General features: G+C 74.2%; 26 protein-coding genes. 25 read left to right on the top strand and 1 reads right to left on the bottom strand.

The genetic code is table 11. From position 1 onward, the window contains the following. Window positions 1-109: 109 nt before the first annotated feature. The 9 genes from dhaK to CUD01_RS02560 all read left to right on the top strand — a co-directional run bounded on the left by dhaK (window position 110) and on the right by CUD01_RS02560 (window position 10109). Window positions 110-1105, top strand: a complete 996-nt coding sequence (gene dhaK, locus CUD01_RS02600) for a dihydroxyacetone kinase subunit DhaK (RefSeq protein WP_141318484.1) — start codon at window positions 110-112, stop codon at window positions 1103-1105. Window positions 1106-1160: 55 nt separating this feature from the next. Then, a complete protein-coding gene (gene dhaL / locus CUD01_RS02595) occupies window positions 1161-1802 on the top strand; it encodes a dihydroxyacetone kinase subunit DhaL (protein ID WP_141318482.1) in 642 nt (213 codons plus the stop codon). Beyond that, the gene (gene dhaM, locus CUD01_RS02590) at window positions 1799-2563 is read left to right on the top strand and encodes a dihydroxyacetone kinase phosphoryl donor subunit DhaM (protein WP_371860744.1); all 765 of its coding nucleotides are present in this window, start codon (window positions 1799-1801) and stop codon (window positions 2561-2563) included. Before dhaL ends, dhaM begins: the two co-directional genes overlap by 4 nt. Before the next feature lie 64 nt (window positions 2564-2627). Further along, entirely contained in the window at window positions 2628-3305 is a 678-nt protein-coding gene (locus CUD01_RS02585; protein ID WP_244937618.1) for a TetR/AcrR family transcriptional regulator, read from the top strand. Window positions 3306-3372: 67 nt separating this feature from the next. Further along, window positions 3373-5070, top strand: coding sequence for an MDR family MFS transporter (locus CUD01_RS02580; protein WP_141318480.1), 1698 nt, complete (start codon window positions 3373-3375; stop codon window positions 5068-5070). Then, the gene (locus CUD01_RS02575; protein ID WP_141318478.1) at window positions 5067-5486 is read left to right on the top strand and encodes a DUF4233 domain-containing protein; all 420 of its coding nucleotides are present in this window, start codon (window positions 5067-5069) and stop codon (window positions 5484-5486) included. The genes CUD01_RS02580 and CUD01_RS02575 overlap by 4 nt, the downstream gene beginning before the upstream one ends. Before the next feature lie 110 nt (window positions 5487-5596). Further along, complete coding sequence (ndk, locus tag CUD01_RS02570) at window positions 5597-6022, top strand: nucleoside-diphosphate kinase (protein ID WP_094179718.1); 426 nt, start codon at window positions 5597-5599, stop codon at window positions 6020-6022. A 97-nt stretch (window positions 6023-6119) separates the two neighbouring features. Beyond that, a complete protein-coding gene (smc, locus tag CUD01_RS02565; protein ID WP_141318476.1) occupies window positions 6120-9683 on the top strand; it encodes a chromosome segregation protein SMC in 3564 nt (1187 codons plus the stop codon). 90 nt (window positions 9684-9773) lie between these two features. Beyond that, window positions 9774-10109 carry a hypothetical protein gene (locus tag CUD01_RS02560; protein WP_141318474.1) on the top strand — a complete coding sequence of 112 codons (336 nt, stop codon included), beginning with the start codon at window positions 9774-9776 and terminating at the stop codon, window positions 10107-10109. Window positions 10110-10186: 77 nt separating this feature from the next. On the opposite strand, the gene CUD01_RS02555 is transcribed toward CUD01_RS02560, so the two are convergent. Then, window positions 10187-11440 carry a pectate lyase gene (locus tag CUD01_RS02555; protein WP_244937617.1) on the bottom strand — a complete coding sequence of 418 codons (1254 nt, stop codon included), beginning with the start codon at window positions 11438-11440 and terminating at the stop codon, window positions 10187-10189. 292 nt (window positions 11441-11732) lie between these two features. Between CUD01_RS02555 and ftsY the strand changes: the two genes are divergently transcribed. From ftsY to CUD01_RS02470, 16 genes are all read left to right on the top strand, one after another. Beyond that, window positions 11733-12986: a signal recognition particle-docking protein FtsY gene (ftsY, locus tag CUD01_RS02550; protein ID WP_141318470.1), complete on the top strand. Its 1254-nt coding sequence runs from the start codon at window positions 11733-11735 to the stop codon at window positions 12984-12986. 177 nt (window positions 12987-13163) lie between these two features. Next, the gene (locus CUD01_RS02545; RefSeq protein ID WP_141318468.1) at window positions 13164-14468 is read left to right on the top strand and encodes an ammonium transporter; all 1305 of its coding nucleotides are present in this window, start codon (window positions 13164-13166) and stop codon (window positions 14466-14468) included. Continuing rightward, the gene (locus CUD01_RS02540; RefSeq protein WP_013884134.1) at window positions 14468-14809 is read left to right on the top strand and encodes a P-II family nitrogen regulator; all 342 of its coding nucleotides are present in this window, start codon (window positions 14468-14470) and stop codon (window positions 14807-14809) included. Before CUD01_RS02545 ends, CUD01_RS02540 begins: the two co-directional genes overlap by 1 nt. A gap of 5 nt (window positions 14810-14814) precedes the next feature. After that, window positions 14815-16632, top strand: a complete 1818-nt coding sequence (locus tag CUD01_RS02535; RefSeq protein ID WP_141318466.1) for a [protein-PII] uridylyltransferase family protein — start codon at window positions 14815-14817, stop codon at window positions 16630-16632. Between the two features lie 22 nt (window positions 16633-16654). Next, window positions 16655-18247 (top strand): signal recognition particle protein, encoded by a 1593-nt coding sequence (ffh, locus tag CUD01_RS02530; protein ID WP_094179725.1) that lies wholly within the window; start codon window positions 16655-16657, stop codon window positions 18245-18247. A 19-nt stretch (window positions 18248-18266) separates the two neighbouring features. Next, the gene (locus CUD01_RS02525; protein ID WP_141318464.1) at window positions 18267-19367 is read left to right on the top strand and encodes an amidohydrolase family protein; all 1101 of its coding nucleotides are present in this window, start codon (window positions 18267-18269) and stop codon (window positions 19365-19367) included. A gap of 157 nt (window positions 19368-19524) precedes the next feature. Continuing rightward, complete coding sequence (locus CUD01_RS02520) at window positions 19525-20121, top strand: hypothetical protein (RefSeq protein ID WP_141318462.1); 597 nt, start codon at window positions 19525-19527, stop codon at window positions 20119-20121. Window positions 20122-20249: 128 nt separating this feature from the next. After that, a complete protein-coding gene (gene rpsP, locus CUD01_RS02515; RefSeq protein ID WP_141318460.1) occupies window positions 20250-20690 on the top strand; it encodes a 30S ribosomal protein S16 in 441 nt (146 codons plus the stop codon). Beyond that, window positions 20690-20929: an RNA-binding protein gene (locus CUD01_RS02510; protein ID WP_094179729.1), complete on the top strand. Its 240-nt coding sequence runs from the start codon at window positions 20690-20692 to the stop codon at window positions 20927-20929. The genes rpsP and CUD01_RS02510 overlap by 1 nt, the downstream gene beginning before the upstream one ends. A gap of 121 nt (window positions 20930-21050) precedes the next feature. After that, window positions 21051-21653, top strand: a complete 603-nt coding sequence (gene rimM / locus CUD01_RS02505) for a ribosome maturation factor RimM (RefSeq protein WP_094179730.1) — start codon at window positions 21051-21053, stop codon at window positions 21651-21653. 5 nt (window positions 21654-21658) lie between these two features. Continuing rightward, window positions 21659-22438, top strand: coding sequence for a tRNA (guanosine(37)-N1)-methyltransferase TrmD (gene trmD / locus CUD01_RS02500; protein WP_141318459.1), 780 nt, complete (start codon window positions 21659-21661; stop codon window positions 22436-22438). 280 nt (window positions 22439-22718) lie between these two features. Beyond that, window positions 22719-23081: a 50S ribosomal protein L19 gene (rplS, locus tag CUD01_RS02495; RefSeq protein ID WP_094182086.1), complete on the top strand. Its 363-nt coding sequence runs from the start codon at window positions 22719-22721 to the stop codon at window positions 23079-23081. A gap of 184 nt (window positions 23082-23265) precedes the next feature. Then, window positions 23266-24258: a signal peptidase I gene (gene lepB / locus CUD01_RS02485; protein WP_244937616.1), complete on the top strand. Its 993-nt coding sequence runs from the start codon at window positions 23266-23268 to the stop codon at window positions 24256-24258. After that, window positions 24255-25052, top strand: coding sequence for a ribonuclease HII (rnhB, locus tag CUD01_RS02480; RefSeq protein ID WP_141318455.1), 798 nt, complete (start codon window positions 24255-24257; stop codon window positions 25050-25052). Before lepB ends, rnhB begins: the two co-directional genes overlap by 4 nt. Then, entirely contained in the window at window positions 25049-25372 is a 324-nt protein-coding gene (locus CUD01_RS02475) for a DUF2469 domain-containing protein (RefSeq protein ID WP_094179733.1), read from the top strand. Before rnhB ends, CUD01_RS02475 begins: the two co-directional genes overlap by 4 nt. A gap of 121 nt (window positions 25373-25493) precedes the next feature. Beyond that, entirely contained in the window at window positions 25494-25850 is a 357-nt protein-coding gene (locus CUD01_RS02470; RefSeq protein ID WP_141318453.1) for a YraN family protein, read from the top strand.

The raw sequence follows: 25850 nt of genomic DNA, 5'->3' as shown, positions 1-25850 counted from the left end.
CACGCCCGCCACTTGCCGCGGTGCGGGCGCGACGCGAGGGTGAGGGACGAGCAGGGGCGTGGCCGGTACCGGTGCCTGACGCGGTGCCCAGGACAGGAGGAGAGCGCGAGTGAAGAAGCTCATCAACGACCCGGCACACGTGGTCAGCGAGACGCTCGACGGGTTCGGCGCCGCGCACGCGGACGTCGTCGCGGTCCACCACGACCCGGACCACGTCACGCGCGCCGGCGGCGCGGTGGCCGGCAAGGTCGGGCTCGTCAGCGGCGGCGGCAGCGGGCACGAGCCGCTGCACGCGGGCTTCGTGGGCGTCGGGATGCTCGACGCGGCGGTTCCCGGGGCGGTGTTCACGAGCCCGACGCCCGACCAGATCCTCCCGGCCCTCCAGGCCGCCGACGGCGGCGCGGGCGTGCTCGCGATCGTGAAGAACTACACGGGCGACGTGCTGAACTTCGAGACCGCCGTCGAGCTCGCCGAGGCCGAGGACGTCGCGGTCCGCACGGTCGTCGTCGACGACGACGTCGCGGTGCAGGACTCGCTCTACACGGCCGGCCGGCGCGGGGTCGCGGGCACGGTCGCCGTCGAGAAGATCGCGGGCGCGGCGGCCGAGCGCGGCGACGACCTCGACGCGGTCGAGGCGGTCGCGCGCAAGGTCGTCGCGAACGTGCGCTCGATGGGCGTCGCCCTGACGGCGTGCACGGTCCCGCACGCGGGCAAGCCGTCGTTCGACCTGCCCGAGGACGAGATCGAGATCGGCATCGGCATCCACGGCGAGCCCGGCCGCCGGCGCATCCCGCTCGCGAGCGCGGACGAGATCACGCAGATGCTGCTCGCACCGGTCGCCGACGACCTCGGCCTCGCGTCCGGCGAGGACGTCCTGCTGCTCGTCAACGGCATGGGCGGCACGCCCGCGTCCGAGCTGTACATCGTGTACCGCAAGGCGCGCGAGCTGCTCGAGGCGCGGGGCGTGAACGTCACGCGCTCCCTCGTCGGGAACTACGTGACGTCCCTGGAGATGCAGGGCGCGTCGGTCACGGTGCTGCGGCTCGACGACGAGCTCACCACCCTGTGGGACGCCCCGGTGCACACCACCGCCCTGCGTTGGTGACCGCGCGACATGCGCGAGGATGGCACGGGGCAGGGTCCGACCCGGAGGAGGTGGCATGGCGCTGGACGTGGCGTGGGCCGTGGACTGGGCGCGCGAGAGCGCTCGGACGGTCGTCGAGCATCGTGACGAGCTGGTCGAGCTCGACCGGCAGATCGGCGACGGTGACCACGGCGAGAACCTGAAGCGCGGGTTCACGGCCGTGGTGGGCAAGCTCGACGCGCTCGGCGAGCCGCCCGCCACCGTGGGGGACGTGCTCAAGCTCGTGGCGACCACGCTCATGTCGACCGTCGGTGGCGCCGCGGGCCCGCTGTACGGGACCGCCTACCTGCGCGCCGCCAAGGCCACCGGCGTCGCCGCGCTCGACGCGGCGGGCGTGGTCGCGCTCGTCGAGGCCGCCCTCGACGGCGTGGTCGCGCGCGGCAAGGCCACGACGGGGGAGAAGACGATGGTGGACGCGTGGTCGCCCGCTGCCGAGGCGGCCGCGGCGGCCGCCGCCGAGGGCGACGACCCGGTCGCGGTGCTCACCGCCGCGGCGCGCGCCGCTGCCGCGGGCGCGCAGTCCACCGTGCCGCTCGTGGCGACCAAGGGCCGCGCGAGCTACCTGGGCGAGCGCTCGGCCGGACACCTCGACCCCGGCGCACGCTCGACGCAGCTCCTGCTCGAGGCCGCGGTCGTGGCGGCGGGTGGTGCGTCGTGACGACGGTGCCCGACGGGTCCGGCGACGAGCGCACGCCCGCGGCGGTCGCCCTCGTCCTGGTCTCGCACTCCGAGCCGCTCGCGGCGGGCGCCGCCGAACTCGCGCGCCAGATGGCGCCGGGCGTGCTCGTCGTGCCCGCGGGTGGGCTCGAGGACGGCGGCCTGGGCACGGACTTCGCGCGCGTGGAGGCCGCGCTCGTGCGCGCCGCGCAGGACGGTCGGTCGGTCGTCGTGCTCGCGGACCTCGGCTCGGCGGTGCTGACCACCGAGGCGGTGCTCGAGCTCGCGGACCCGGACCTCGCGGCGCGCGTGCAGGTGGCCGACGGCCCGTTCGTCGAGGGCGCCGTCGCGGCGGCCGTCACGGCGCACGGCGGCGCCGACCTGGCCGGCGTGCTCGCGTCCGTCGCGCACGCCGGATCGATCTTCGGCCCCGTGCGGGCCGCACCCGACACCCCAGGAGGACCCGTGCCCGAGACCGTCGACGCCTCACCGCAGGTCGATCCCGGCGTCGTGCGCGCGACGCGGACGTTGCTCAACCCGCTCGGCCTGCACGCGCGGCCCGCCGCGGTCGTCGCCCGGATGCTCGCGGGCTACGACGCGACCGTGTCGGTCAACGGGGTGAACGCGGCGAGCGTCCTGGAGCTCATGAAGCTCGGTGCGACGCAGGGTGCCGAGCTGCACGTCGAGGCGACCGGGCCGCAGGCGCAGGACGCGGTCACGGCGCTCACCGAGGCGATCGACGCGGGGTTCGGCGAGATCTGACCGCGTGACGCACGTCGCAGAAAATACATCGGGTGCAAAGTTGCAGTCGATGTAACCTTGACGCGTGATCGAGACGCGTCCCGCTGCCCCCGTGCAGCCCGAGCCCTCCGACGAGGGGCTGCGCGCGCGCAAGAAGCGCGCGCGGCGCGAGGCGCTCATCGACGCCACCCACCGCCTCGTCGAGCGTGACGGGATCGACGCGGTCACCGTCGAGGCGATCTGCGAGGCCGCGGGCGTCTCCGCCCGCACGTTCTTCAACTACTTCGAGTCCAAGGACGACGCCGTGCTCGGCCACGCGCCGTGGGTCCTGTCGACCCCCGCGACCGGCACCTTCGTCGACGGAGGGCCCACCGGCGACCTGCTGACCGACCTGCAGGAGCTGCTCGCCGACGCGATGCGCCACCCGCCCATGGGGCAGGAGCGCTTCCTGCGCACCCTCGAGCTCGCGTCGCGCGACCCGCGGCTGCTCTCCCGGCACATCGCGTGGGTCGAGGCGCACCGCACCCAGATGGCCGAGCTCGTCACCGAGCGTCTCGCGACCGTGGACGCCGTTCAGGACGGCTCCGCGGCACGGGTCGACCCCGACGTGGTCGCGTCGCTCGCGTTGTTCCTCGTCCACTCCACCGCGATGCGCTGGGAGGCGGCAGGGCCCGAGACGGACCCCCGCGAGCACCTCGCGGCGATCGTCGGCGGCCTGCGCGCGCTCGTCGGACCCCCGTCCCGTGACCCCGGCCGCCCCTGAGGCGCCCGGCACCAGATCTCCCGGACCGTCCCCCGGCCCGGGCCGTACGACCCCGAACGAGGTACCCATGGCCGTGGCCACCACGCCCGAGCAGACGGACGGCGCGCCGCTCGTCGTGCTCACCCAGCGCCGAGTCTGGCTGATCTTCGGCGCGCTCCTGGCGAGCATGTTCCTGTCCTCGCTCGACCAGTCGATCGTCGGCACCGCGATGCCGACGATCGTCGGCGAGCTCGACGGCGTCGCCCACCAGGGGTGGGTCGTCACCGCGTACATCCTGGCGATCGCGATCGTCATGCCGCTCTACGGCAAGTTCGGCGACCTGTGGGGCCGGCGTTGGCCGTTCCTCGTCGCGATCGGTCTGTTCACGCTCGCGTCCGCCGGGGCGGGGTTCGCGCAGACGTTCGGCGAGCTCGTGTTCTGGCGCGGTGTGCAGGGCCTCGGCGGCGGCGGCCTGATGATCCTGTCGCAGGCGATCATCGCGGACATCGTGCCCGCCAAGGACCGCGGGAAGTACATGGGCCCGATGGGCGCACTGTTCGGCATCGCGGCCGTGATCGGCCCGCTGCTCGGCGGCCTGTTCACCCAGCACGCCGACTGGCGCTGGTGCTTCTGGGTCAACATCCCGATCGGCATCGCGGCGTTCGTGACGGCGTGGGTGACGCTGCGGCTGCCGTCGCACCGCTCCGAGCGCCCGGTGGACGTGGCGGGGATCGTCTTCCTCGTCGTCGCCACGTCGGGTCTCGTGCTCGCGAGCTCGTGGACGTCCTTCTCCGGCAACCGCGACTACGACTGGTCGGACCCGTGGCTCCTCGCGCTCGTCGGCGGCACGGTCCTCGCGATCGCGGCGTTCGTCGTCGTCGAGCTCCGGTTCGCCCGGGACCCGATCCTGCCCCTGCGCCTGTTCCGCAACCCGACGTTCACGATCGCCACGCTCATCGGCTTCATCCTGGGCGCGGGCATGTTCGCCGCCCTGGCGTTCCTGCCGACGTTCCTGCAGATGTCCACGGGCGTGGGCGTCACCCAGTCCGGGTTCCTGCTGCTGCCCATGATGGCGGGCGTCATGCTCACCGCGATCGGCTCCGGTGTCGCGATCACGAAGACCGGCCGCTACAAGATCTACCCGGTCGTCGGCCTGCTCGTCACCGCGCTCGGCCTGATGTGGCTCACGCGCATCACCGGCGACATGTCGCTCGTGCTGTTCGGCGCGATGATCTTCGTGCTCGGCGCCGGCATGGGCCTGGTGATGCAGACGATCGTGCTCGCGGTGCAGAACGCGGTCGACCCGCACGAGCTGGGCACCGCCACGAGCGCGAACAACTTCTTCCGCGAGATCGGCGCGGCGGTCGGCACGGCGATCTTCTCGACGATCTTCACCACGGCGTTGTTCACCAAGCTCTCCGACGTGTTCGCCGGCGCCTCGCAGCTCGGTGCCGGCGCGTCGGACGTCACGCCGGAGGCCGTCGCGGCGCTTCCCGAGCCCTACAAGTCCGGTGTGATCGACGCGTTCGCGAGCACGCTCGCGCCGTCGTTCTGGTACTTCGTGCCGCTCGTGCTGGTCGGCCTCGTGCTCGCGCTGTTCCTCAAGGAGGTCGCGCTCTCCGACGTGGCCGGCATGGTGGCGCGCGGCGAGGCCGTGGCCGCCGACGGGTCCGGGGCGCCGTCCGCCGTGGTCGTCGACGAGCTCACGGAGCACGTGGACCTCGCGGAACAGGGGGACCTCGCGGAGCACGTCGACGACGAGCGCGCCGGTAGCCTGGGCCGGTGACGTCCCCCGCGCCGGCCGTGCGCCGCAAGCGACCCGCCAAGCCGCAGTTCACCCAGACGATCCTCGTCCTGGAGGCGTGCTGCGTGCTGTTCGCGACGCTCGTGGCGTACGGCCTGCGCGTGGCACCCGCCCCCGTCGTGTGGGGCGTCGGCGGAGGTCTCGCACTCCTGCTGGTCCTCGCGTCGGGGCTGGTCACGCGTCGCGGCGGGTACCTCGTGGGCTGGGTCCTGCAGGGCTGGCTCGTCGCGGCCGCGATCGTCCTGCCGGCGGTCGCGCGGGACATCGCGGTGCTCGTCGCGCTCGTGTTCGTCGGCCTGTGGGTCGCGGCGCTGCGGATCGGCGGGCGCATCGACCGGGAGCGCGCCGAGTACGACGCCGCGCACCCGTTCGAACCGGGCGGTGCCGCAGCGGCCTGACCCGGCGGCCTGACCGGGCGGCCCGACGCCCGCGGACCGGACGAGACGTGACGAACACGACGTCCGGCGGGCCGGGCCCGCCCACGGGAGCCGACACTAGGGTGAGCGCCATGACCGACTCGCAGCGCACCCTCGTCCTCGTCAAGCCCGACGGCGTCGCGCGCGGCCTCGTGGGGGAGGTCCTGCGCCGGGTCGAGGCGAAGGGCTACACGCTCGTCGCGCTCGAGCTGCGCCGGGCGACGCCCGAGCTGCTCGCGGAGCACTACGCCGAGCACGCGGGCAAGCCGTTCCTGCAGCCGCTCGTCGACTTCATGCTCTCCGGCCCGGTGGTCGCGGCCGTGGTCGAGGGCCAGCGGGTCGTCGAGGGCTTCCGCTCGCTCGCGGGCGCGACCGACCCGACGGTCGCGGCCCCCGGCACGATCCGCGGCGACCTCGCGCGCGACTGGGGCCGGAAGGTCATCGAGAACATCGTGCACGGCTCGGACTCCCCGGAGTCGGCCGAGCGCGAGATCGGGCTGTGGTTCCCCGGCCTGTGACATCCCGGACGGGTCGGGCAGGGGCGAGCGCCCCGGTGCGGCCGGTTCGTCGCGCACGTCCCCGGCTCGGGACCGCGGTCCACCTACACTCGCGGACGTGCACCTCAAGACGTTGACCCTGCGCGGGTTCAAGTCGTTCGCCTCGGCGACGACGTTGAGCTTCGAGCCGGGCGTCACGTGCGTGGTCGGCCCGAACGGCTCCGGCAAGTCGAACGTCGTCGACGCGCTCGCGTGGGTCATGGGGGAGCAGGGCGCCAAGTCCCTGCGCGGCGGCAAGATGGAGGACGTCATCTTCGCGGGCACCGCGGGGCGTCCGCCGCTGGGCCGCGCCGAGGTCGCGCTGACCATCGACAACACCGACGGCGCGCTGCCGATCGAGTACACCGAGGTCACCATCAGCCGGACGCTGTTCCGCAACGGCGGCTCGGAGTACGCGATCAACGGTCAGGGCTGCCGTCTGCTCGACATCCAGGACCTGCTCTCGGACTCCGGGCTGGGCCGCGAGATGCACGTGATCGTCGGGCAGGGCCAGCTCGACGCGGTGCTGCGCGCGACGCCCGAGGAGCGGCGCGGGTTCATCGAGGAGGCCGCCGGCGTCCTCAAGCACCGCAAGCGCAAGGAGAAGGCGCTGCGCAAGCTCGACGCGATGCAGGCCAACCTCACGCGCCTGGGCGACCTCACCGCCGAGATCCGCCGTCAGCTCGGCCCGCTGGGCCGTCAGGCCGAGGTCGCGCGCAAGGCCGCCGTGGTGCAGGCCGACCTGCGGGACGCGCGGGCCCGGCTGCTCGCGGACGACCTCGCGCAGCTGACCGCCCAGCTCGAGCAGGAGATCGCCGACGAGACCGCGGTCGCGCGCCAGCGCGAGGAGGTCGAGTCGGCGCTCGCCCGCACGCGGGCCCACCTCGCGACCCTCGAGCGCGAGGCCGCCGAGGCCGCCCCGGAGCTCTCCCAGGTCAGCGAGGTCTGGTACCGGCTCTCGTCGCTGCGCGAGCGGCTGCGCGGCACCGCGTCGCTCGCGGCGGACCGGGTGCGGCTGCTGGGCGCCGCGGTGCCCGAGCGCACGGACGGGCGCGACCCCGACGACCTGGCCGCGCAGGCGGGACGCGTGCGGCAGGCCGAGGCGGAGCTCGCCGCGGAGGTGGACCTCGCGCGCGCGGCGCTCGACGCGGCGGTCGCCGCGCGGCAGGAGGTCGAGCAGCAGGCCGCGGACGCGGAGAAGGAGCTCGCGACCGCGCTGCGCGGTGCCGCGGACCGGCGTGAGGGCGTGGCCCGCCTCGCGGGTCAGGTCGCGGCGCGCCGCAGCCGCGTCGAGGCGACGCAGGCCGAGCTGGGCCGGCTCCAGGAGACCCTCGTCGCCGCCGAGCGTCGCGGCGCGGAGGCGACCGCGCGGTTCGCGGCGCTGGAGTCGCAGGTCGCGGGCGCCGAGGAGGGCGAGGAGGACCTCGACGCCGCGCACGAGTCGGCCGCCGAGGCGCTCGAGACCGCCACCGCCCGCGTCGCCGAGCTGACCGAGGCGCTGGCCGCCGCGGAGCGCGAGCGCGCCAACCAGGAGTCGCGCGCCGAGACGCTCGAGCTGAGCCTCACGCGCAAGGACGGCGCGGGGGCGCTGCTCGCGGCGGACTCGCTGCCGGGGACGATCGGCTCGGTCGCGGCGCTGCTCGCGGTGGACCCGGCCGACGAGGAAGCGGTCGTCGCCGCGCTCGGCGCCACCGCGGACGCGGTCGCCGTCGAGTCGCTCGGTGCGGCGGTCGACGCGATCCGCTGGCTGCGCACACAGGACGCGGGCCGCGCGAGCCTGCTCGTGGGGGGCGGGACGGCCGCGCCGCGTGACCTCCCGGCGGACCTGCCCGCGGGTGCGGTGCCCGCGGTCGACCTCGTGCGGGCGCCCGAGAACGTGCGCGGGACGGTCCACGCGCTCCTGGCCGACGTCGTCGTCGTGGACGACCTCGCGGGGGCGCGCGCGGTGCTCGCGCAGGCGCCCGGGCTCGTCGTCGCGACCCGGACCGGTGACGTGCTGTCCGCGACCCGCGCGTCCGGCGGGTCGGCGAGCGCGCCGAGCGCGCTGCACCTGCAGGCGGCGCTCGACCAGGCCCGTCAGGCCGCGCAGGCGGCGGCCGCCGACGCCGAGCGGCTCCGGTTCGCGCTCGCCCGCGCCACGCAGGAGCGCGGCGAGGCACGCACGCGGTACGACGAGACGCTCGAACGGCTCAACGAGTCCGACGCGCAGCTCGCGGCGGTGGCCGAGCAGCTCGGGAACCTGGGGTCCACGGCACGTGCCGCGCGGGCGGAGGCGGAGCGCGTTCAGGCGTCGCTCGACGCGGCGTCGCGCACGCTCGAGGAGGACACCGCGCAGCTCGCCGAGCTCACGGCACGGCTCGCCGCGGCCGAGGTCGAGCCCGGGGAGAGCGAGGCGCAGATCACGCAGGGCACGGCCCGTCGTGACGCGATGCTCGAGGCGGCGACGGCCGCGCGGCAGCGCGAGACCGAGGCCCGCCTGACCCTGCGCACGGCCGAGGAGCGCGCCCGCGCCCTCGCGGGACGCGCCGAGTCGCTCGAACGCGCGGCGCGCGCCGAGCGGGTCGCGCGCGAGCGCGCGCAGGAGCGCGAGCGGGAGCGGGCCCGGCAGGCCGCCGTGGCCGAGGCGGTGCGTGCGGGTGCGACGCGCACGCTCTCGCTGCTGGAGGGGTCCCTGCGGCGGGCGTCCGACGAGCGCGAGTCCGCCGAGGCGGCGCGGGCGCGGCGCGACGAGGCGATCGGGGCGGCGCGCGTCACCGTCGAGCAGCAGGCGGCGGAGCTCGGGCGGCTGACGGACGTCGCGCACCGGGACGAGGTGGCGCGCACGCAGCAGCGGCTGCGCATCGAGCAGCTCGAGACGCGCGCCGTCGAGGAGCTCGGCCTGGATCCCGCGGTGCTGCTGGACGAGTTCGGGCCGCACCGCGACGTGCCGGTCGTCGTCGCACCCGGCACCGAGCCGGACCCCGAGGCACCCACGCACGTGCCGTACGTGCGCGAGCAGCAGGAGAAGCGGCTGCGCGCCGCGGAGCGCGCCCTCTCGCTCCTGGGCCGGGTCAACCCGCTCGCGCTCGAGGAGTTCGCCGCGCTCGAGGAGCGGCACAAGTTCCTCGTGGACCAGCTCGCGGACCTCAAGAAGTCCCGTGCGGACCTGCTGGAGATCGTCAAGGAGATCGACGAGCGCGTCGAGCAGGTGTTCGCCGAGGCGTACCGCGACACCGCGGCGGCGTTCGACGACGTGTTCCCGCGGCTGTTCCCGGGCGGCGAGGGCAGGCTCGTCCTGACCGACCCGGGCGACATGCTCACCACGGGCATCGAGGTCGAGGCGCGTCCCGCGGGCAAGAAGGTCAAGCGGTTGTCGCTGCTGTCCGGCGGTGAGCGCTCGCTCACCGCGGTCGCGCTCCTCGTCGCGATCTTCAAGGCCCGGCCCAGCCCGTTCTACGTCATGGACGAGGTCGAGGCGGCGCTCGACGACGCCAACCTCGGGCGGCTCCTGGAGATCTTCCGTGAGCTGCAGGAGGACTCGCAGCTCATCGTCGTGACGCACCAGAAGCGCACGATGGAGATCGCGGACGCGCTCTACGGCGTGACCATGCGCGGGGACGGCGTGACGACCGTCGTGAGCCAGCGGATGCGCGACTCCGCCTGACGCCCGGGCGGCGTGAAGATCGTGTGTGGGAAGTCGTGGGACCTCGCCCCTCGGTGGGCGGTCGCGGGTGCCCGGGGCGACACTTGACCCGTGCTTCCCGTCATCATCGGAGTCCTCGTCGCCCTCGTCGTGGCGGGTCTCGTGCTGCTCGTCGCCAGCACGTCCGACGCCGACGAGCGGCGTGACGACGAGTCACCCCTGAGGGCGTTCCGCCGCGGCTGGCGGGCGCGCAAGAACCCGGCCCCGGACCAGGTGGACGCGGCCCGTGCTGCCGAGGCCGAGCCGGTCGACCTGTCGCTCGCGGACTTCCTGCGCGCGACGGCCGAGCAGGGCGAGGGCTACCTGCACGTCGACGACCTGCAGGCGGGCCTGCACCGCGCCCGCGAGAAGGCCGCGCGCGCGATCCCGCTGCGTCGGCACGGCTGACCTGGCGCTGACCCCGTGCGGACCCCGCGCCGTCCGGGAGCCGGACGACGCGGGGCCGCGCGCCACGCGGTCGGTCGTCAGCGGTAGACGACCGCGGCAGGGTCGTACCCGCACGCCGCGCTGGGACCCGAGGCGACCTTCGTCGGCTCGCCCGAGGTGACGCCCCGGTACTCCTCGCAGATCGCGACCTTGCGGGACGTGTCGCCGACGACCGTGATGCCGGACAGCGTCGCGCGGTCGCCGAGGTTGGGGTTGATCCCGACGAGCGACTTGGCGGGCACCGTGACGGTGACGCCCTGCACGACGACGGTGCGCGCGTACTGCTTGGAGCAGTTGCCGCACGAGCGGTAGAGCTTGCCGATGTCCGTCGCCTGGAAGTTCTTGATGACGAACGTGCCCGGGCCGTTGTGCTGGAACACCTTGTCGGACGCCGACCGCGCGCCGCCGCCGTCGACGGTCATGACCTGCGACGGTGAGCTGCCCTTGAGGGTCGCGGCGTCCTCCTCGACGTCCTCCCACCACACGTTCTGCAGCGTGCAGGTGCCCGTGCAGTGCACGCCGTCGCCGGCGCCCGAGCCGAGGATGACGTTCTTGAGCACCGCGCCGTCCGAGAGCTGGAACATCGGCGGCTGGGACTCGTCCTGCCCGCCCGACGAGATGCCGTAGTAGCGCACGAGCCGGCCGTCGAACGTGCCGCTCACGGCGATGGTCGAGGACACCTTCTGCTGCCCGGTCGCGCTCGGCCAGCTGCCCGTGGCGGGCGGGGTCGTCGGGGTCGTGGTGGGCGGGGCGCTCGACGTGGGTGCGGTGCCGCTGCCGACCTTCACCAGGGCCCACTGCTGGTGGTAGGACTTGGTGTCCGTGCCCTGCACCACGGCCGCTCCGTCGGCGGTGGACGCGCCCGCGACCTGCACGACCTTGCCGGAGTGCTGGTTGACGAGGCGGACGTAGCCGGACTGGTCGACGAGCCGGAACCGCTGGTTCGCGCCGTCGAGGTCGCGGTACAGCCGGAAGGTGGCGCCGTCGGCCGTGCTCCACTCCCACAGGTCGACGACCTTGCCCGAGGCGCGGTGCAGCAGCTCGTACGACCCGTCGCCGGCCGCGACGAGCCGGAACTGCTGGCTGGTCGAGTCGGTGCGCGTCGCCTGGACGAGGGGTGACCCGTCGGTCGTGGCGTGCCCCTGCACGTCGAGGACCTTGTCGCTCTTGCGGTTGACGAGCACGTACCAGGCGCCGGGGTCGACGGTGGCCGCGGTGGCACTGAGGGCGGACGCGAGGCCGAGCGTGCCGGCGAGGGCGCCGACGACGATCGCGGCGATGGTCAGGCGCACGCGTCTGAGCGTGGGCGGCATCCGGTGCGCTTGTGTGCGGTGCATGGCGTACCTCCGAGGTGGACAACGCTCTCCTGGACACGACCGAGGGTCGGGCGCATCGGTCTGTGAACGTACCCACCGCGTCCGCGCCACCGCGATGGTGCGAAACGAATCGCCTGCCCGGACCCGGTCCCGGGCGCGTCCGCCCCGCGGGCGGTGATGCGAGTGCCCTGCTGCGGTCACGCGCGTCGAGCGCTGCGGTCCCGCGCAGGGTTCGCGCCGCGCACCCGTGCGCCGTCAGACTGTGGGCGTGAGCCCCGATGCCCTGACCACACTCATCGCCGCCGGTGTGCCGATCGCGCTCGTCGCGGTCGTCGCGACCCTGTTCGTCTCGCGCCGCCGCACGCGCGACGACGAGACCACCTCGCCGACCTCGACGGTCGAGCACGTCCCCACGCAGGCCGGCGCACCCGACGGCGACGCGTCCGGCGTCGCGCTCGACGTGCCGCCCACCGCGGGGCTCGGCACCGACGAGGCCACCGCCACGGTCCCGGCCGGCGACGCGCTCGACGTCGTGGCGCCGCAGGACGCGGCGCTCGCGGACGCGGTCGTCGTCGAGGTGCCCGCACCCGCCGCGGGCCGGCTCGCCAGGCTCCGCGACCGCCTGTCCCGCTCGGGCTCGCCGCTCGGCACGCGCCTGCTCGCCGTCCTGTCCCGCGACCACCTGTCCGAGGACGACTGGGACGAGCTCGAGGAGACCCTCCTGCTCGCCGACGTCGGCGCCGGGCCCTCCGGCGAGCTCATCGAGGCGCTGCGCACCCGGGTGCGCGTCGAGGGCCTCAAGGACCCCGCGCACGTGCGCGCGCTGCTGCGCGCGCAGCTCCTCGAGCTCGTCGACCCGGCGCTCGACCGCGAGCTGCGCACCGCTCCCACGGTCGCGCCGGACGGGACTCGCACGCCCGCCGTCGTGCTGGTCGTCGGTGTCAACGGCACCGGGAAGACGACGACCATCGGCAAGCTCGCGCGCCTGCTCGTCGCCGAGGACCGGTCCGTCGTGCTCGGCGCCGCCGACACGTTCCGCGCCGCCGCCGCGGACCAGCTCGAGACGTGGGGCTCGCGCGTCGGCGTGCCGACCGTGCGCTCCGAGCGCGAGGGCGCCGACCCCGCGTCGGTCGCGTTCGAGGCCGTGCGCACGGGCAAGCAGGCGGACGTCGACGTCGTCGTCGTCGACACCGCGGGCCGGCTGCAGAACAAGTCCGGCCTCATGGACGAGCTCGGCAAGATCACGCGCGTCATCACCAAGGAGGCGCCGCTGACCGAGGTGCTGCTCGTCCTCGACGCGACCACCGGCCAGAACGGCCTGCAGCAGGCGCGCGTGTTCGGCGAGGTCGCCGGCGTCACCGGCATCGTGCTCACCAAGCTCGACGGCACGGCCAAGGGCGGCATCGTCGTGGCCGTGCAGCGCGAGCTGGGGGTGCCCGTCAAGCTCGTCGGCCTCGGCGAGGGTCCCGACGACCTCGCGCCGTTCGACGCCGAGGCGTTCGTCGACGGCCTCCTGCAGTAGCGCACGCCGCCGGACGCTTCGGTCAACCTGGACGAGCCCGGCGGCGCGAAACCGAACGTTTACACGGGGGTGGCCCTTGTCACCTGCCGGTAACGCCCGCAGCCGCCTGGCGAAACGCCGCTCCTCGAATGTTGTCCGCGACCAGCCACCCCGGGCTGGCGAGGGGAGAAGCGACTCATGGAGCTGGACACCGGAGCGACAGCCTGGATGCTGACGTCAGCGTCCTTGGTGCTGCTCATGACGCCTGCGCTGGCGTTCTTCTACGGCGGCATGGTCCGCGGCAAGTCCGTCCTGAACATGATGATGATGTCCTTCGGCGCGATCGCCGTGACGGTCATCGTCTACGTGCTCTGGGGCTGGTCGATGTCGTACGGCAGCGACGTCGCCGGGATCTTCGGCAACCCGTTCGACCAGTTCGGTCTGGCCGGGACGCTGTGGGACGACTCGGGCGAGTTCATCATCGACGGCTTCGGCGTCCCGGCGGCCGTGGGTGTGGCCTTCCAGGTGACGTTCGCCATCATCACGGTCGCGCTCATCAGCGGTTCGCTCGCGGACCGCGTGAAGTACGGCACCTGGCTGGTGTTCGTCGCCGCCTGGGTCACGCTCGCGTACTTCCCGATGGCGCACATGGTCTGGGGCGGCGGCCTCCTCTCGGGTGCGGACGGCTCGATCGCGGCGTCGATCTTCGGAGTGACGGACGGCGTCGCCAACACGACGCCCATCGACTTCGCCGGTGGCACCGTCGTCCACATCAACGCCGGTGTCGCAGGTCTCGTGCTCGCGCTGATCATCGGCAAGCGCAAGGGCTTCGGCAAGGAGCCGATGCGTCCCCACAACCTGCCGTTCGTGATGCTCGGCGCCGCCCTCCTGTGGTTCGGCTGGTTCGGCTTCAACGCGGGCTCCGCCTTCACGGCCGACGGCAACGCGGGTCTCGCGTGGGTCAACACCACGGCCGCGACGGCCGCGGCCATCATCGGCTGGCTCGTCACCGAGAAGATCCGTGACGGCCACGCCACGTCGCTCGGTGCCGCGTCCGGGATCGTCGCCGGCCTCGTCGCGATCACCCCGGCAGCAGGCGCGCTGCGCCCGGTCACCTCGATCATCCTCGGTGTCATCGCGGGCGTGCTCTGCGCCCTCGCCGTGGGCCTGAAGTACAAGTTCGGCTACGACGACTCGCTCGACGTCGTCGGCGTCCACCTCGTCGGTGGTCTCGTCGGCACGGTGCTCATCGGCTTCCTCGCCGCGGACACCGGCCTGCTCTTCGGTGGCGGGTTCGACCAGCTGATCATCCAGGTCATCATCGCCCTGGTCGCGGTCGTGTTCTCCGGTGTGGTCACCCTCGTCATCGGGCTCGCCCTCAAGGCGACGATGGGGTGGCGGGTCAGCGAGGACGTCGAGGTCGGCGGTATCGACCTCGCGGTGCACGGTGAGTCCGCGTACGAGACCCTGGGCGGCGCCCGGGTCGTGACGGAGGTGAAGTGATGACGAAGCTCGTGACGGCGGTCATCCAGCCGCACCGGCTGGACGACGTGAAGTCGGCCCTCGAGGCGGCGGGTGTCCGCGGTCTGACCGTGAGCGAGGCGAGCGGCTACGGCCGTCAGCGCGGTCACACCGAGGTCTACCGCGGCGCGGAGTACACCGTCGACCTGGTCCCGAAGGTGAAGATCGACGTGCTGGTCGCGGACGAGGACGTCGCCGGGGTCGTGGAGGTCGTGGTGCGCGCGGCGCAGACCGGCAAGATCGGCGACGGCAAGGTCTGGGTCGTGCCGGTGGAGGACGTGGCCCGCGTCCGCACCGGTGAGCACGGCGACGACGCGCTGTAGCCACGATGTCCGACGAACGGTCGCCTGTGGGGGGCGCGGCCGGGGACGCGAACGACACGCAGGTCCCGCACCCCGCTCGTGGGGTGCGGGACCTGCGTGTCGAGCGGCTCGAGCTCGCGAGCGCGCTGACGGGCCCGACGAGCGACGGCGTGGCACGCCGCAGCCGGATCTCCGGCCTGGTGCGTCACCGGCTCGCGGAGCTCTGGGCCGAGGCCACCGCGGGCGAGGACGCGGCGGGCGTCGCGCTCGGCGTGGTCGGCTCGGTCGGCCGCGGCGACGCGAGCCCGGTCTCCGACCTCGACCTGCTGCTGGTGCACGAGGGGCGCTCGCGGTCCGCGCAGGACCTGCAGTCGCTCGCGCAGCGGCTGTGGTACCCGATCTGGGACGCGGGCCTCGACCTCGACCACTCGGTGCGCTCGCTGGCGCAGTGCCGGCAGGTCGCGTCCAAGGACCTGCCCGCGGCGGTGGGGATGCTCGACCTGCAGCACGTCGCGGGGGACCCCGTGGTGATCGCACGGGCGACGTCCGCGCTGCTCGAGGACTGGCGCGCCGCGGCGCGTCGTCGTCTGCCGGAGCTGCTCGCCTCGACCCGCCAGCGCGCGGAGCGGCACGGCGAGCTCGCGTACCTCATCGAGCCCGAGCTCAAGGAGGCGCGCGGCGGGATCCGGGACGCCGTGGTGCTCTCGGCGCTCGCGGCGACGTGGCTCACGGACCGCCCGCACGGCGCGGTCGACCACGCCTACGCGCACCTGCTCGACGTGCGTGACGCCGTCCAGGTGGCGACGCGTCGCCACACCAACCGCCTCCTGCTGGCCGACCAGGACGAGGTCGCCGAGCTCGTCGGGTTCGACGACCGCGACGACCTGCTCGCGAGCGTCGCGGAGGCCGCGCGGATCATCTCGTACGCGCTGGACACCACGGCACGCAACGCGCGCCAAGCGCTCGAACGGCCCGCGCGGGGGCCGCGGCTCGTGCGCGGCCGTCGGCTTCCCCCGCGGCTGCGGCCCATCGCCGAGGGCCTCGTGCAGCACAACGACGAGATCGTGCTCGCCGTCGACGCGGTGCCGGAGGACGACCCGCTGCTCGCGTTGCGCGCGGCCGCGACGGCGGCGCGCACCGGCCTGCAGCTGTCGCCGGTGTCGGTGCAGCACCTCACCGTGACGCCGGCGCCGTCGACCCCGTGGCCGCGTCAGGCGCGCACCTACCTGCTGCAGGTCCTCGGCGCGGGGCACGCGCAGGTGCCGATCTGGGAGGCGCTCGACCTCGCGGGCGTCGTGACCACCTGGATCCCGGAGTGGGCCGGCGTGCGCAACCGGCCGCAGCGCTCGCCCGTGCACCGGCACACGGTGGACCGGCACATGGTCGAGACCGCGGCGAACGTCGCGGCGCTCGCGTCGGGTGCGCCGAGCGACACGCTGCTGCTCGCGGCGCTGCTGCACGACATCGGCAAGCGCGCGGGCGCGGGGGACCACTCGGTCGAGGGCGCCCGCCTCGCGGGGCCGGTCGTCGAGCGCATGGGCTTCGGCGAGCACGTGGCGGCGGACGTCGCGCGGCTCGTGCGGGAGCACCTGACGCTCGTCGAGCTCGCGACGAGCGCGGACCCGGACGACCCCGCGACCGTCGCGCGGCTGCTCGACGCGGTCGACCACCGGGGGGACCTGCTGCACGCGCTGCGGCTGCTCACCGAGGCGGACGCGGTGGCCGCGGGCACCGCGGCGTGGAGCCAGTGGCGCGGGAGGCTCGTCGACGACCTCGTCGCGCGGGCGCGCGAGCGGCTGGGCGACCGGGCGACGGGCACCCCGGGTACCCTGGGACGACCCTGATCCCTCTCCCGCGAGGACGCACGTGTTCGCCACTCTGTCCGACCGTCTGACGTCGACGTTCAAGAACCTGCGCACCAAGGGCCGGCTGTCCGAGGCGGACGTCGACGCCACGGTGCGCGAGATCCGTCGCGCGCTGCTCGACGCGGACGTCGCGGTGCCCGTGGTGCGCCAGTTCACGGGCGCGGTGCGCGAGCGCGCGCTGTCGGCCGAGGTGTCGCAGGCGCTGAACCCGGCGCAGCAGGTCGTCAAGATCGTCAACGACGAGCTCGTCGCGATCCTCGGCGGCGAGACGCGCACGCTGCGCTTCGCGAAGAACCCGCCCACCGTCATCCTGCTCGCGGGTCTGCAGGGTGCGGGCAAGACGACGCTCGCGGGCAAGCTCGCGCTGCAGCTCAAGGGCGAGGGGCACACGCCGCTGCTCGTCGCGGCGGACCTGCAGCGTCCGAACGCGGTGACGCAGCTGCAGGTCGTGGGTGAGCGCGCGGGCGTGCCGGTGTTCGCGCCGCACCCGGGCAACCAGGGCGCCGACGACGTGCTGCCCGCCGGGGCCGACCCGGTCGCGGTCGCGCGTGCGGGCCTCGAGACGGCGCGGGCGCGTCAGCACGACGTGCTCATCGTCGACACCGCCGGCCGGCTCGGCGTCGACGCCGAGCTGATGGCCCAGGCCGCGGACATCCGCGACGCCGTGCAGCCCGACGAGATCCTGTTCGTGATCGACGCGATGATCGGTCAGGACGCCGTGACCACGGCGCAGGCGTTCGCCGACGGCGTCGGGTTCACGGGCGTCGTGCTGTCCAAGCTCGACGGCGACGCGCGCGGTGGTGCCGCGCTGTCGGTCGCGTCGGTCACCGGCCGACCGATCATGTACGCGAGCACGGGCGAGAAGCTCACGGACTTCGAGGTCTTCCACCCGGACCGCATGGCGTCGCGCATCCTCGACATGGGCGACGTCCTCACGCTCATCGAGCAGGCCGAGAAGGCGTTCGACGAGCAGCAGGCCCAGGAGATGGCCGGCAAGCTCGCGAGCGGCGAGGGGTTCACGCTCGCGGACTTCCTGCAGCAGATGCAGCAGCTGCGCAAGATGGGCTCGCTCAAGAAGATGTTCGGGATGCTGCCGGGCATGGCGCAGATGCGCGACGCGCTCGACAACTTCGACGAGCGCGAGGTGGACCGCATCGAGGCGATCATCCACTCGATGACGCCCGCCGAGCGGGACAACCCGAAGATCATCAACGGCTCCCGGCGCGCCCGGATCGCGCGCGGCTCGGGCACCACGCCCACCGACGTCAACCAGCTCCTCGAGCGGTTCGACGGCGCGCAGAAGATGATGCGGCAGATGGCCAAGTCGGGCGGCATGCCCGGCGCGATGCCCGGCATGGGGAACCTGCCCGGCATGGGCAAGAAGGCGCGTGGCAAGGCGGCGCCGCAGCGCAAGGTGCGCGGCAAGTCGGGCAACCCGGCGAAGCGCGCCGCGCAGGAGAAGGCCGCGCTCGAGGGGCGCCCCGCGACGAGCGCGCCCGCCGGCTCGGCGTTCGGCCTCGGCCGCCAGGCACCCGAGCCGGACCCCGCCTCGCTCGAGCTGCCCGCGGGCCTCGAGAAGTTCCTGGGTCGCTGACGGCGAGGCGCGCCCGCCCATGAGTCCGCCCGAGGTCCTGCACCTGACGGGCACCGTCGTGCTCGACGACGACCGCGAGGTGGGCGACGTGTGGGTCGTCGGCGGGCGGCTCACGTTCGAGCGCCCCGCGGGCGGCGCGACGACGAGGCTCGAGGGCTGGGTGCTGCCCGGGCTGGTCGACGTGCACTGCCACATCGGGCTCGCGGCGGACGGCGCCGTCGACGCCGTGACCGCCGAGCGGCAGGCGGTCGCCGACCGCGACTCGGGGGTCCTGCTCGTGCGCGACGCGGGCTCGCCCGCGGACACCTCCTGGGTGCACGCGCGCCCGGACCTGCCGCGACTCATCCGCGCGGGCCACCACCTCGCGCGGCCCAAGCGGTACCTGCGGCACTACGGGCTCGAGCTCGAGGACGTGCGCGACCTGCCCGGCGCGGTGCGGCACGAGGCGGTGCGGGGCGACGGCTGGGTCAAGCTGGTCGCCGACTGGATCGACCGGGACCTGCCGGGCGGCGGCGACCTGACGCCGCTGTGGCCCGACGACGTGCTCGCGGACGCCGTGGGTGCGGCGCACGACAGCGGTGCGCGCGTGACGGCCCACACGTTCGCCACCGAGTCGCTCGACGCGCTCCTGGACGCCGGCGTGGACTGCCTCGAGCACGCGACGGGCGCGACACCCGCGCACGTCGACCGGATCGCGACGCTCGGCATCCCGGTGACCGCCACGCTGCTCCAGGTCGCGCAGTTCGACGCGATCGCCGACCAGGGTGCCGCGCGGTTCCCCCGGTTCGCGGCACGCATGCGCGCCATGGGGGCGCGACGCCACGCCCACGTGCGCGACCTGCACGACGCGGGCGTGCCGGTCCTGGTGGGGACGGACGCGGGCGGCACGATCGGGCACGGCCGGATCGCCGACGAGGCGGCCGAGCTCGCGGCGGCGGGCATCCCGGCCCGTGACGTCGTCGCCGCGGCGAGCTGGCGCACCCGCGCGTGGCTCGGCGTGGACGCCATCGCCGAGGGCGCGAGCGCCGACGTCGTCGTGTACGACCGCGACCCGCGCACGGACGTGAGCACGCTGCACGAGCCCGCCGCGGTCGTCCTGCGCGGCACGCGTCACGTCTGACGGACGTGACCGGTGTCGAGTCCCCGGTCCAGCCCGCACGGGGAAATGCGTCGAGCCCAGACGGGTGAATGTGCAGGTCGAACTGGCATCTTCCGGACTCCGTCTGGTTCGCTGCGCGCGACCGCACCGTGCGGTCGCGCGTCGACAGGAGTTCTCCGTGAGCAGCGCCACGCCGAGCAGTGCCGCACCGGACGAGGCAGACCCTGCCTCCTCCGCGCCGACCGTCGGTGCCGGGAGCGGCACGCTGCCACCCGCCCCGGCCGTCGTGACAGCCCCAGCGCGCAACCGCCCGACGGTCGCCGACGTCGTTGCCGCAGCGGTCGTCTGGCTCGGGGTCGTGCTCGGGGTGGCCGCAAAGCTCTACGCGGCCGGCTGGTTCGTGCTCGTCGTGCTCGCCCTGGCGCCCGTGACGATCGCGCTGCCCGTCGCTGCCGCGTGGATCGTGACGCTGCCGCTGGTCGGCCTCGGCGCCGTGCGCAAGCAGGTCGGTCACGCGCCGCGGCGGTACCGCAGGTTCGCGTGGGGCATCGGCCTCGGCGTGCTCGTGGGCTACGGCGCGATGTACGACGGGGGTGACGTGGACCCGCCCCGCTCGACACTGTCGATCCTGCTCGGCGACTCGTGGGTGGTGGCCCGACTCGGCGACGCCGCGCCGTGGCTCCTGCTGGCAGCGTTGGCCGCGTCGGCCGTCGCGATCGGCTGGTACGTGGTCGACCGCGCGCGGCTTGGGAAGGCCGCCGAACGTCTGGCATGATGGTCGGCTGTACACGTCGGGTGCAGCCCCTCTACCTGCTCTCGTCGCGTCCTTCGCCGCCTCCGGCCGCCCAACCCCACGGGCAGGCTGGCGGGGCACCCTGCTGAATCCCAGGAGAAGACCACAACGTGGCCACCAAGATCCGTCTGAAGCGTCTCGGCAAGATCCGGGCGCCGTATTACCGTGTCGTCGTCGCGGACTCGCGCACCAAGCGTGACGGCCGCGTCATCGAGGAGATCGGCAAGTACCACCCGACCGAGGAGCCGTCGCTCATCGACATCTCCTCGGAGCGTGCGCAGTACTGGCTCGGCGTCGGCGCGCAGCCGACCGAGCAGGTGCTCGCGCTCCTCAAGGTCACCGGCGACTGGCAGAAGTTCAAGGGCCTGCCGGGTGCCGAGGGCACGCTGAAGGTCAAGGCCGGCAAGGCCGACCCGAAGGCCGCCGTCGAGGCTGCCGCCGCCGACGCCGAGAAGGTCAAGGCGACGGCGTCCGAGAAGAAGGTCGTCGCCGACGAGGCGCCGGCCGACGGGGCGCCGGCCGAGGCCGCCGCCGAGGACGAGCAGGCCTGATGCTCGCCGACGCGCTCGAGCACCTGGTGCGCGGCATCGTCGACCACCCGGACGACGTCCGGGTGAGCGCGGTGGCGCTGCGCCGTGGTGAGCTGCTCGAGGTCCGGGTCCACCCGGACGACCTCGGGCGCGTGATCGGCCGCAGCGGCCGCACCGCGAAGGCGCTGCGGACGGTCGTCGGCGCGCTGTCGACCGAGGGTCCGGTGCGCGTCGACGTGGTCGACGTCGACCGCCGCTGACCCGCGGAGCCGACGAGCACGAGCCGTCGCGCGGCCACCGAGCCGCGTGACGAGAGGCCCGGCCCCTACCCTGGGGCCGGGCCTCTCGTCGTCCCGAACCCGTCCTGAGGAGGACCCCCACATGCTGCTGACGGTGGCACGCGTCGGACGCGCGCACGGGCTGCGCGGCGAGGTCGCGCTCGACCTGCGGACCGACACCCCCGACGAGCGCCTTGCCGACGGGACGGTGCTCGGCACCGACCGTGCGGGCGTCGGGCCGCTGACCGTGGTGCGCACGCGCGTCCAGCAGGGACGCTGGTACGCGACGTTCGCGCAGGTGAGCGACCGCAGCGCGGCCGAGGCGCTGCGCGGTGTGTCGCTGGTGGTGGAGGACGAGGCCTCCGACGAGGAGGACGCCTGGTACCCGCACGAGCTGCGCGGGCTGCGCGTCGAGCACGTCGACGGCCGTGTGCTGGGCGAGGTCGTCGGGCTCGAGCACCTGCCGGCGCAGGACGTGCTCGTCCTGCGTGAGCCGGACGGCGCGCGCACGCTCGTGCCGTTCGTGCGGGCGATCGTGCCGGTCGTGGACGTGCCGGGCGGTCGGGTCGTGCTCGACCCGCCGGGCGGCCTGCTCGCGTCGGACGCGGCGAACCTCGTGGTGTCCGACGAGACGTCGGGCGGCCCGGACGGTCCCGACGAGGACTCGGCGCCGGACGCCGCGGGCCCCGACGGTCGGGACGGCTGACCCCCGTGCGCGTCGACGTCCTGACGATCTTCCCGGACTACCTCGCGCCGCTGCGGCTCTCGCTCGTCGGCAAGGCGCGCGAGGCGGGGATCCTCGACCTGCGCGTGCACGACCTGCGCGACTGGACCACCGACCGGCACCGGACGGTCGACGACACCCCGTTCGGCGGTGGCGCGGGCATGGTGATGCGGCCGGACGTGTGGGGCGCGGCGCTCGACGACGTCCTCACGCCGGGGGCGCACCTGCTGCTGCCGACGCCGTCGGGCGAGGTCCTCACGCAGCGCACGGCGCACGCGGTCGCGCAGGACGCGCACCTCGTCGTCGCGTGCGGGAGGTACGAGGGGATCGACGCCCGGGTCGCCGAGCACTACCGCGCCGCGGGCGTGCGCGTGACGGAGTACTCGATCGGCGACTACGTGCTCAACGGCGGTGAGGTCGCCGCGCTCGTGCTCGTCGAGGCGGTCGCGCGGCTGCTGCCTGGAGTCGTCGGCAACCCGCACTCGCTCGTGGAGGAGTCGCACGGCGAGGCGGGGCTGCTCGAGTACCCCGTGTACACCAAGCCGCCGTCGTGGCGTGGGCTCGACGTCCCCGACGTGCTGCTCTCGGGACACCACGCCCGGATCGCGCGGTGGCGTCGCGACGAGGCGCTGCACCGCACCGCGCAGCGCCGTCCCGACATGCTGGCGGCGCTCGACGAGGGTGCGCTCGACCGGCACGACCGGGAGGTGCTCGCGCAGCACGACGAGCCGGCGGCACCTCCGGCGTCGCGACCCGGCGACGGGTGAGGCGCCCTCGGTCACGTCGCATCGCCTCACGTCACGTCGCGTCACGTCAGGTCGCCGACCCGGCGCCCGATTACCCGGCGCCACCGGCCCTGTGGCAGACTTGTCCGCTGGTGCGCGCGCGGTCGCGTCTCTGCCACGGGGGAGACGACCGACGACCCACCGGTCCCGGCCGAGCCGGTCCGGACGCACCACGACCAGACCACCGGGACGAGCCCGCGCGTGACGCGTGCCCGCCCCCGACATCACGCTCCTGACCCGTGCGCAGGACGAGGAGATCAGCATGCACACGCTGGACCAGGTCGACGCCGCCGCGCTGCGGTCCGACATCCCGGAGTTCCGCCCGGGCGACACCGTCAAGGTCAACGTCAAGGTCGTCGAGGGCAACCGCTCGCGCGTCCAGGCGTTCCAGGGCGTCGTCATCGCCCGCCAGGGTGCGGGCGTCCGCGAGACGTTCACCGTCCGCAAGATCAGCTTCCAGGTCGGCGTCGAGCGCACGTTCCCCGTGCACGCGCCCTCGCTGGAGTCCATCGAGGTCGTCACCCGCGGTGACGTCCGCCGCGCGAAGCTGTACTACCTGCGCGGCCTGCGGGGCAAGAAGGCCAAGATCAAGGAGAAGCGCGAGAACACGGCCGCCCAGGCCTGAGTCGACGCGCACGACTCCCGTCCGTGAGGGCGGCCACCTCCGGGTGGCCGCCCTCACGGCGTGTCGGCCCACGACGCCCGCGGCGTCCACGTCGTTCACGTCGTTCACGTCGCTCATGTCGTTCACGTCGCTCATGTCGCGATCCGTGCACCGCGCACACGGCCAGGCGTGCGAGAGTGTCCCGGTGACCCTGGGACCCGACGACGAACGGACGCCCGACGGCGCTCTCGGCCGGTCGGCGCCCGGCCCGGTGAGCCGGCAGGTGAGCGCGCAGGGGAGCGAGCAGGGGCAGGCCGGGGCAGCGGTGCCACCGGGGCGCGGGGAGACGGAGCAGACGAGCATGCACGAACCGGAGACGTGGACCGCGGACGCCGCGGCGACGCCCGCCGACCGCAACGACGGGAAGCCCGCGAACGGTCCCGACGAGGCGACGACGCCGGTCGAGCCCATCGGCAGGGCGGACCGGCGGCGCGCCGAGCGCGGCCAGGGCCCGCGGCGCAGGACGAGCGCGGGTGGGTCGCTGCTGCGCGAGACGGGCATCATCCTGGTCTCGGCGCTCGTGCTGTCCTGGCTCATCAAGACGTTCCTGGTGCAGGCGTTCTTCATCCCGAGCTCGTCGATGTACGACACGCTGCTCGTGAACGACCGCATCATGGTCAGCAAGCTGACGCCCGGTCCGTTCGACCTCGAGCGCGGCGACATCGTCGTGTTCAAGGACCCGGGCGGCTGGCTCGACGGGCAGGAGCCCGAGGTCACCACGGGCTGGCGGCACACCCTCAACGACGTCCTCACCTTCATCGGCCTCTACCCGCAGGACGCGGGCGAGCACCTGGTCAAGCGCGTCATCGGGCTGCCCGGCGACCGCGTGGCGTGCGACGGTCCGGGCGAGCCGCTGACGGTCAACGGGGTCGCGATCGACGAGCCGTACCTCGCGGCGGGCGCGATGCCGAGCCAGCTCGCGTTCGACGTCACCGTGCCTCCGGACAGCCTGTGGGTGATGGGCGACAACCGGCAGAGCTCGCGGGACTCGCGCGCGCACCTCGGCGACGCCGGGGGCGGCTCGATCCCGCTCGGGAACGTCGTCGGCAAGGCGTTCGTGCTCGTCTGGCCGCTCGACCACGCCGAGGTGCTGCACAACCCCGGCGAGACGTTCAAGGACGTCCCCGACCCGTCATGACCGCGCTGGACGACCGTTCGACGACGACGCGGGTCCGCGCGCCGCGTCCCGGCCCGCACCTGCGCCTCGAGCGCACGCTCCTGCGGGGCGGCGCACGGCTCGTCGCGGGGATGGACGAGGTGGGCCGGGGGTCGCTGGCGGGTCCGGTGTCGGTCGGTGTCGTCGTGGTCGACGCGGGTACCAGGTCCGCGCCGCAGGGCGTCGCCGACTCCAAGCTGCTGTCGCCGGCCGCGCGCACCGCGCTGCTGCCTCGGCTGGCGCGGTGGGGTCTCGCGCGGGCCGTCGGCCACGCGAGCGCCGCGGAGATCGACGAGCTCGGGATCATCGCGGCACTGCGGCTGGCCGGGCACCGGGCCCTGGGGGCGGCGTGCGCGACGACCGGCCCCGTGGACGTCGTCGTGCTCGACGGCTCGCACGACTGGCTCACGCCTCCCGCGCAGGGGGACCTGTTCGCCCTCGACGCGCCCGTGCTCACCGCTCCGCGCGTGCACCTGAGGGTCAAGGCGGACCGCACGTGCGCGAGCGTCGCGGCCGCGAGCGTGCTCGCGAAGTGCGAGCGAGACTCCCTCATGGTCGAGCTCGCCGCGCAGCACCCGCACTTCCGCTGGGACGAGAACAAGGGCTACGCGAGTCCCGACCACCTGGCGGCGCTGCGCGAGCTCGGGCCGTGCGTGCTGCACCGCCGCTCGTGGCGCCTGACGGGCTCGTCGGGCGAGGCGGCCCTCCCGACGGACGCGACCGCTGCGGCGCGGCTGGACGACGACGCCGCCGCGTGGGGGATGATGAGCACGTGAGCGCCGAGGACCTGGAGAACTACGAGACCGACATGGAGCTCGCGCTCTACCGCGAGTACCGGGACGTCGTGAACCTGTTCTCGTACGTGGTGGAGACCGAGCGCCGGTTCTACCTGGCGAACCACGTGGACCTGCAGGTCCGCTCGGCCGCCGGTGAGGTGTACTTCGAGCTGACGCTCGCCGACGCCTGGGTGTGGGACGTGTACCGCTCGGCACGCTTCGTGAAGTCGGTGCGCGTCGTGACGTTCAAGGACGTCAACGTCGAGGAGCTGGCGAAGGCGGAGCTCGACCTGGGCGGGGGCGCGGGCTTCCCGCGCTGACCCCTGCACCGGCGCGACCCGACCCCAGCCCCGCGTCCCGCGCCGCGCGTCCACAGACCACGCAGGCACGTGCCCGGCGTGGGTACCCGCGCCGCCACGATCGGCGGCGGAGGTGGTGCGCGTGCGCGCGAAGGACGCCGTCGGGCGGTACGGGGAGGACGTGGCTGCGGCTCACGTCGAGGCGAGCGGCTGGCGCGTGCTGGACCGCAACTGGCGGTGCCGGTACGGCGAGCTCGACCTCGTGGGGATGGACGGCGACGAGCTCGTGGTCGTCGAGGTCAAGACGCGGCGCTCGACCGCCTACGGGACGCCCGCCGAGGCGGTGACCTGGCGCAAGCTGGCGCGCATCCGGCGGCTCGCGGCGCAGTGGCTCGCGGAGCACGACCGACGGGTCGCGTCGGTGCGGGTGGACGTCATCGCCGTGCTGCTGCCGCGCGCCGGCGCGGCGCAGGTCGAGCACCTGCGGGGGGTGTGCTGA

Origin of the sequence: Cellulomonas uda (assembly GCF_006538705.1) — a bacterium.
In the GTDB taxonomy this organism is placed as follows: domain Bacteria; phylum Actinomycetota; class Actinomycetes; order Actinomycetales; family Cellulomonadaceae; genus Cellulomonas; species Cellulomonas uda.
The sequence above is the reverse complement of the archived record's forward strand: the minus strand, read 5'-3'. Positions and strand labels throughout refer to the sequence as shown.

Coding starts and splice junctions, on each gene's coding strand:
- dhaL (WP_141318482.1), top strand. CDS start 1,161: ATGGCGCTGGACGTGGCGTGGGCCGTGGACTGGGCGCGCGAGAGCGCT.
- CUD01_RS02580 (WP_141318480.1), top strand. CDS start 3,373: ATGGCCGTGGCCACCACGCCCGAGCAGACGGACGGCGCGCCGCTCGTC.
- ndk (WP_094179718.1), top strand. CDS start 5,597: ATGACCGACTCGCAGCGCACCCTCGTCCTCGTCAAGCCCGACGGCGTC.
- CUD01_RS02545 (WP_141318468.1), top strand. CDS start 13,164: ATGGAGCTGGACACCGGAGCGACAGCCTGGATGCTGACGTCAGCGTCC.
- CUD01_RS02540 (WP_013884134.1), top strand. CDS start 14,468: ATGACGAAGCTCGTGACGGCGGTCATCCAGCCGCACCGGCTGGACGAC.
- CUD01_RS02535 (WP_141318466.1), top strand. CDS start 14,815: ATGTCCGACGAACGGTCGCCTGTGGGGGGCGCGGCCGGGGACGCGAAC.
- CUD01_RS02525 (WP_141318464.1), top strand. CDS start 18,267: ATGAGTCCGCCCGAGGTCCTGCACCTGACGGGCACCGTCGTGCTCGAC.
- CUD01_RS02510 (WP_094179729.1), top strand. CDS start 20,690: ATGCTCGCCGACGCGCTCGAGCACCTGGTGCGCGGCATCGTCGACCAC.
- rimM (WP_094179730.1), top strand. CDS start 21,051: ATGCTGCTGACGGTGGCACGCGTCGGACGCGCGCACGGGCTGCGCGGC.
- rplS (WP_094182086.1), top strand. CDS start 22,719: ATGCACACGCTGGACCAGGTCGACGCCGCCGCGCTGCGGTCCGACATC.
- rnhB (WP_141318455.1), top strand. CDS start 24,255: ATGACCGCGCTGGACGACCGTTCGACGACGACGCGGGTCCGCGCGCCG.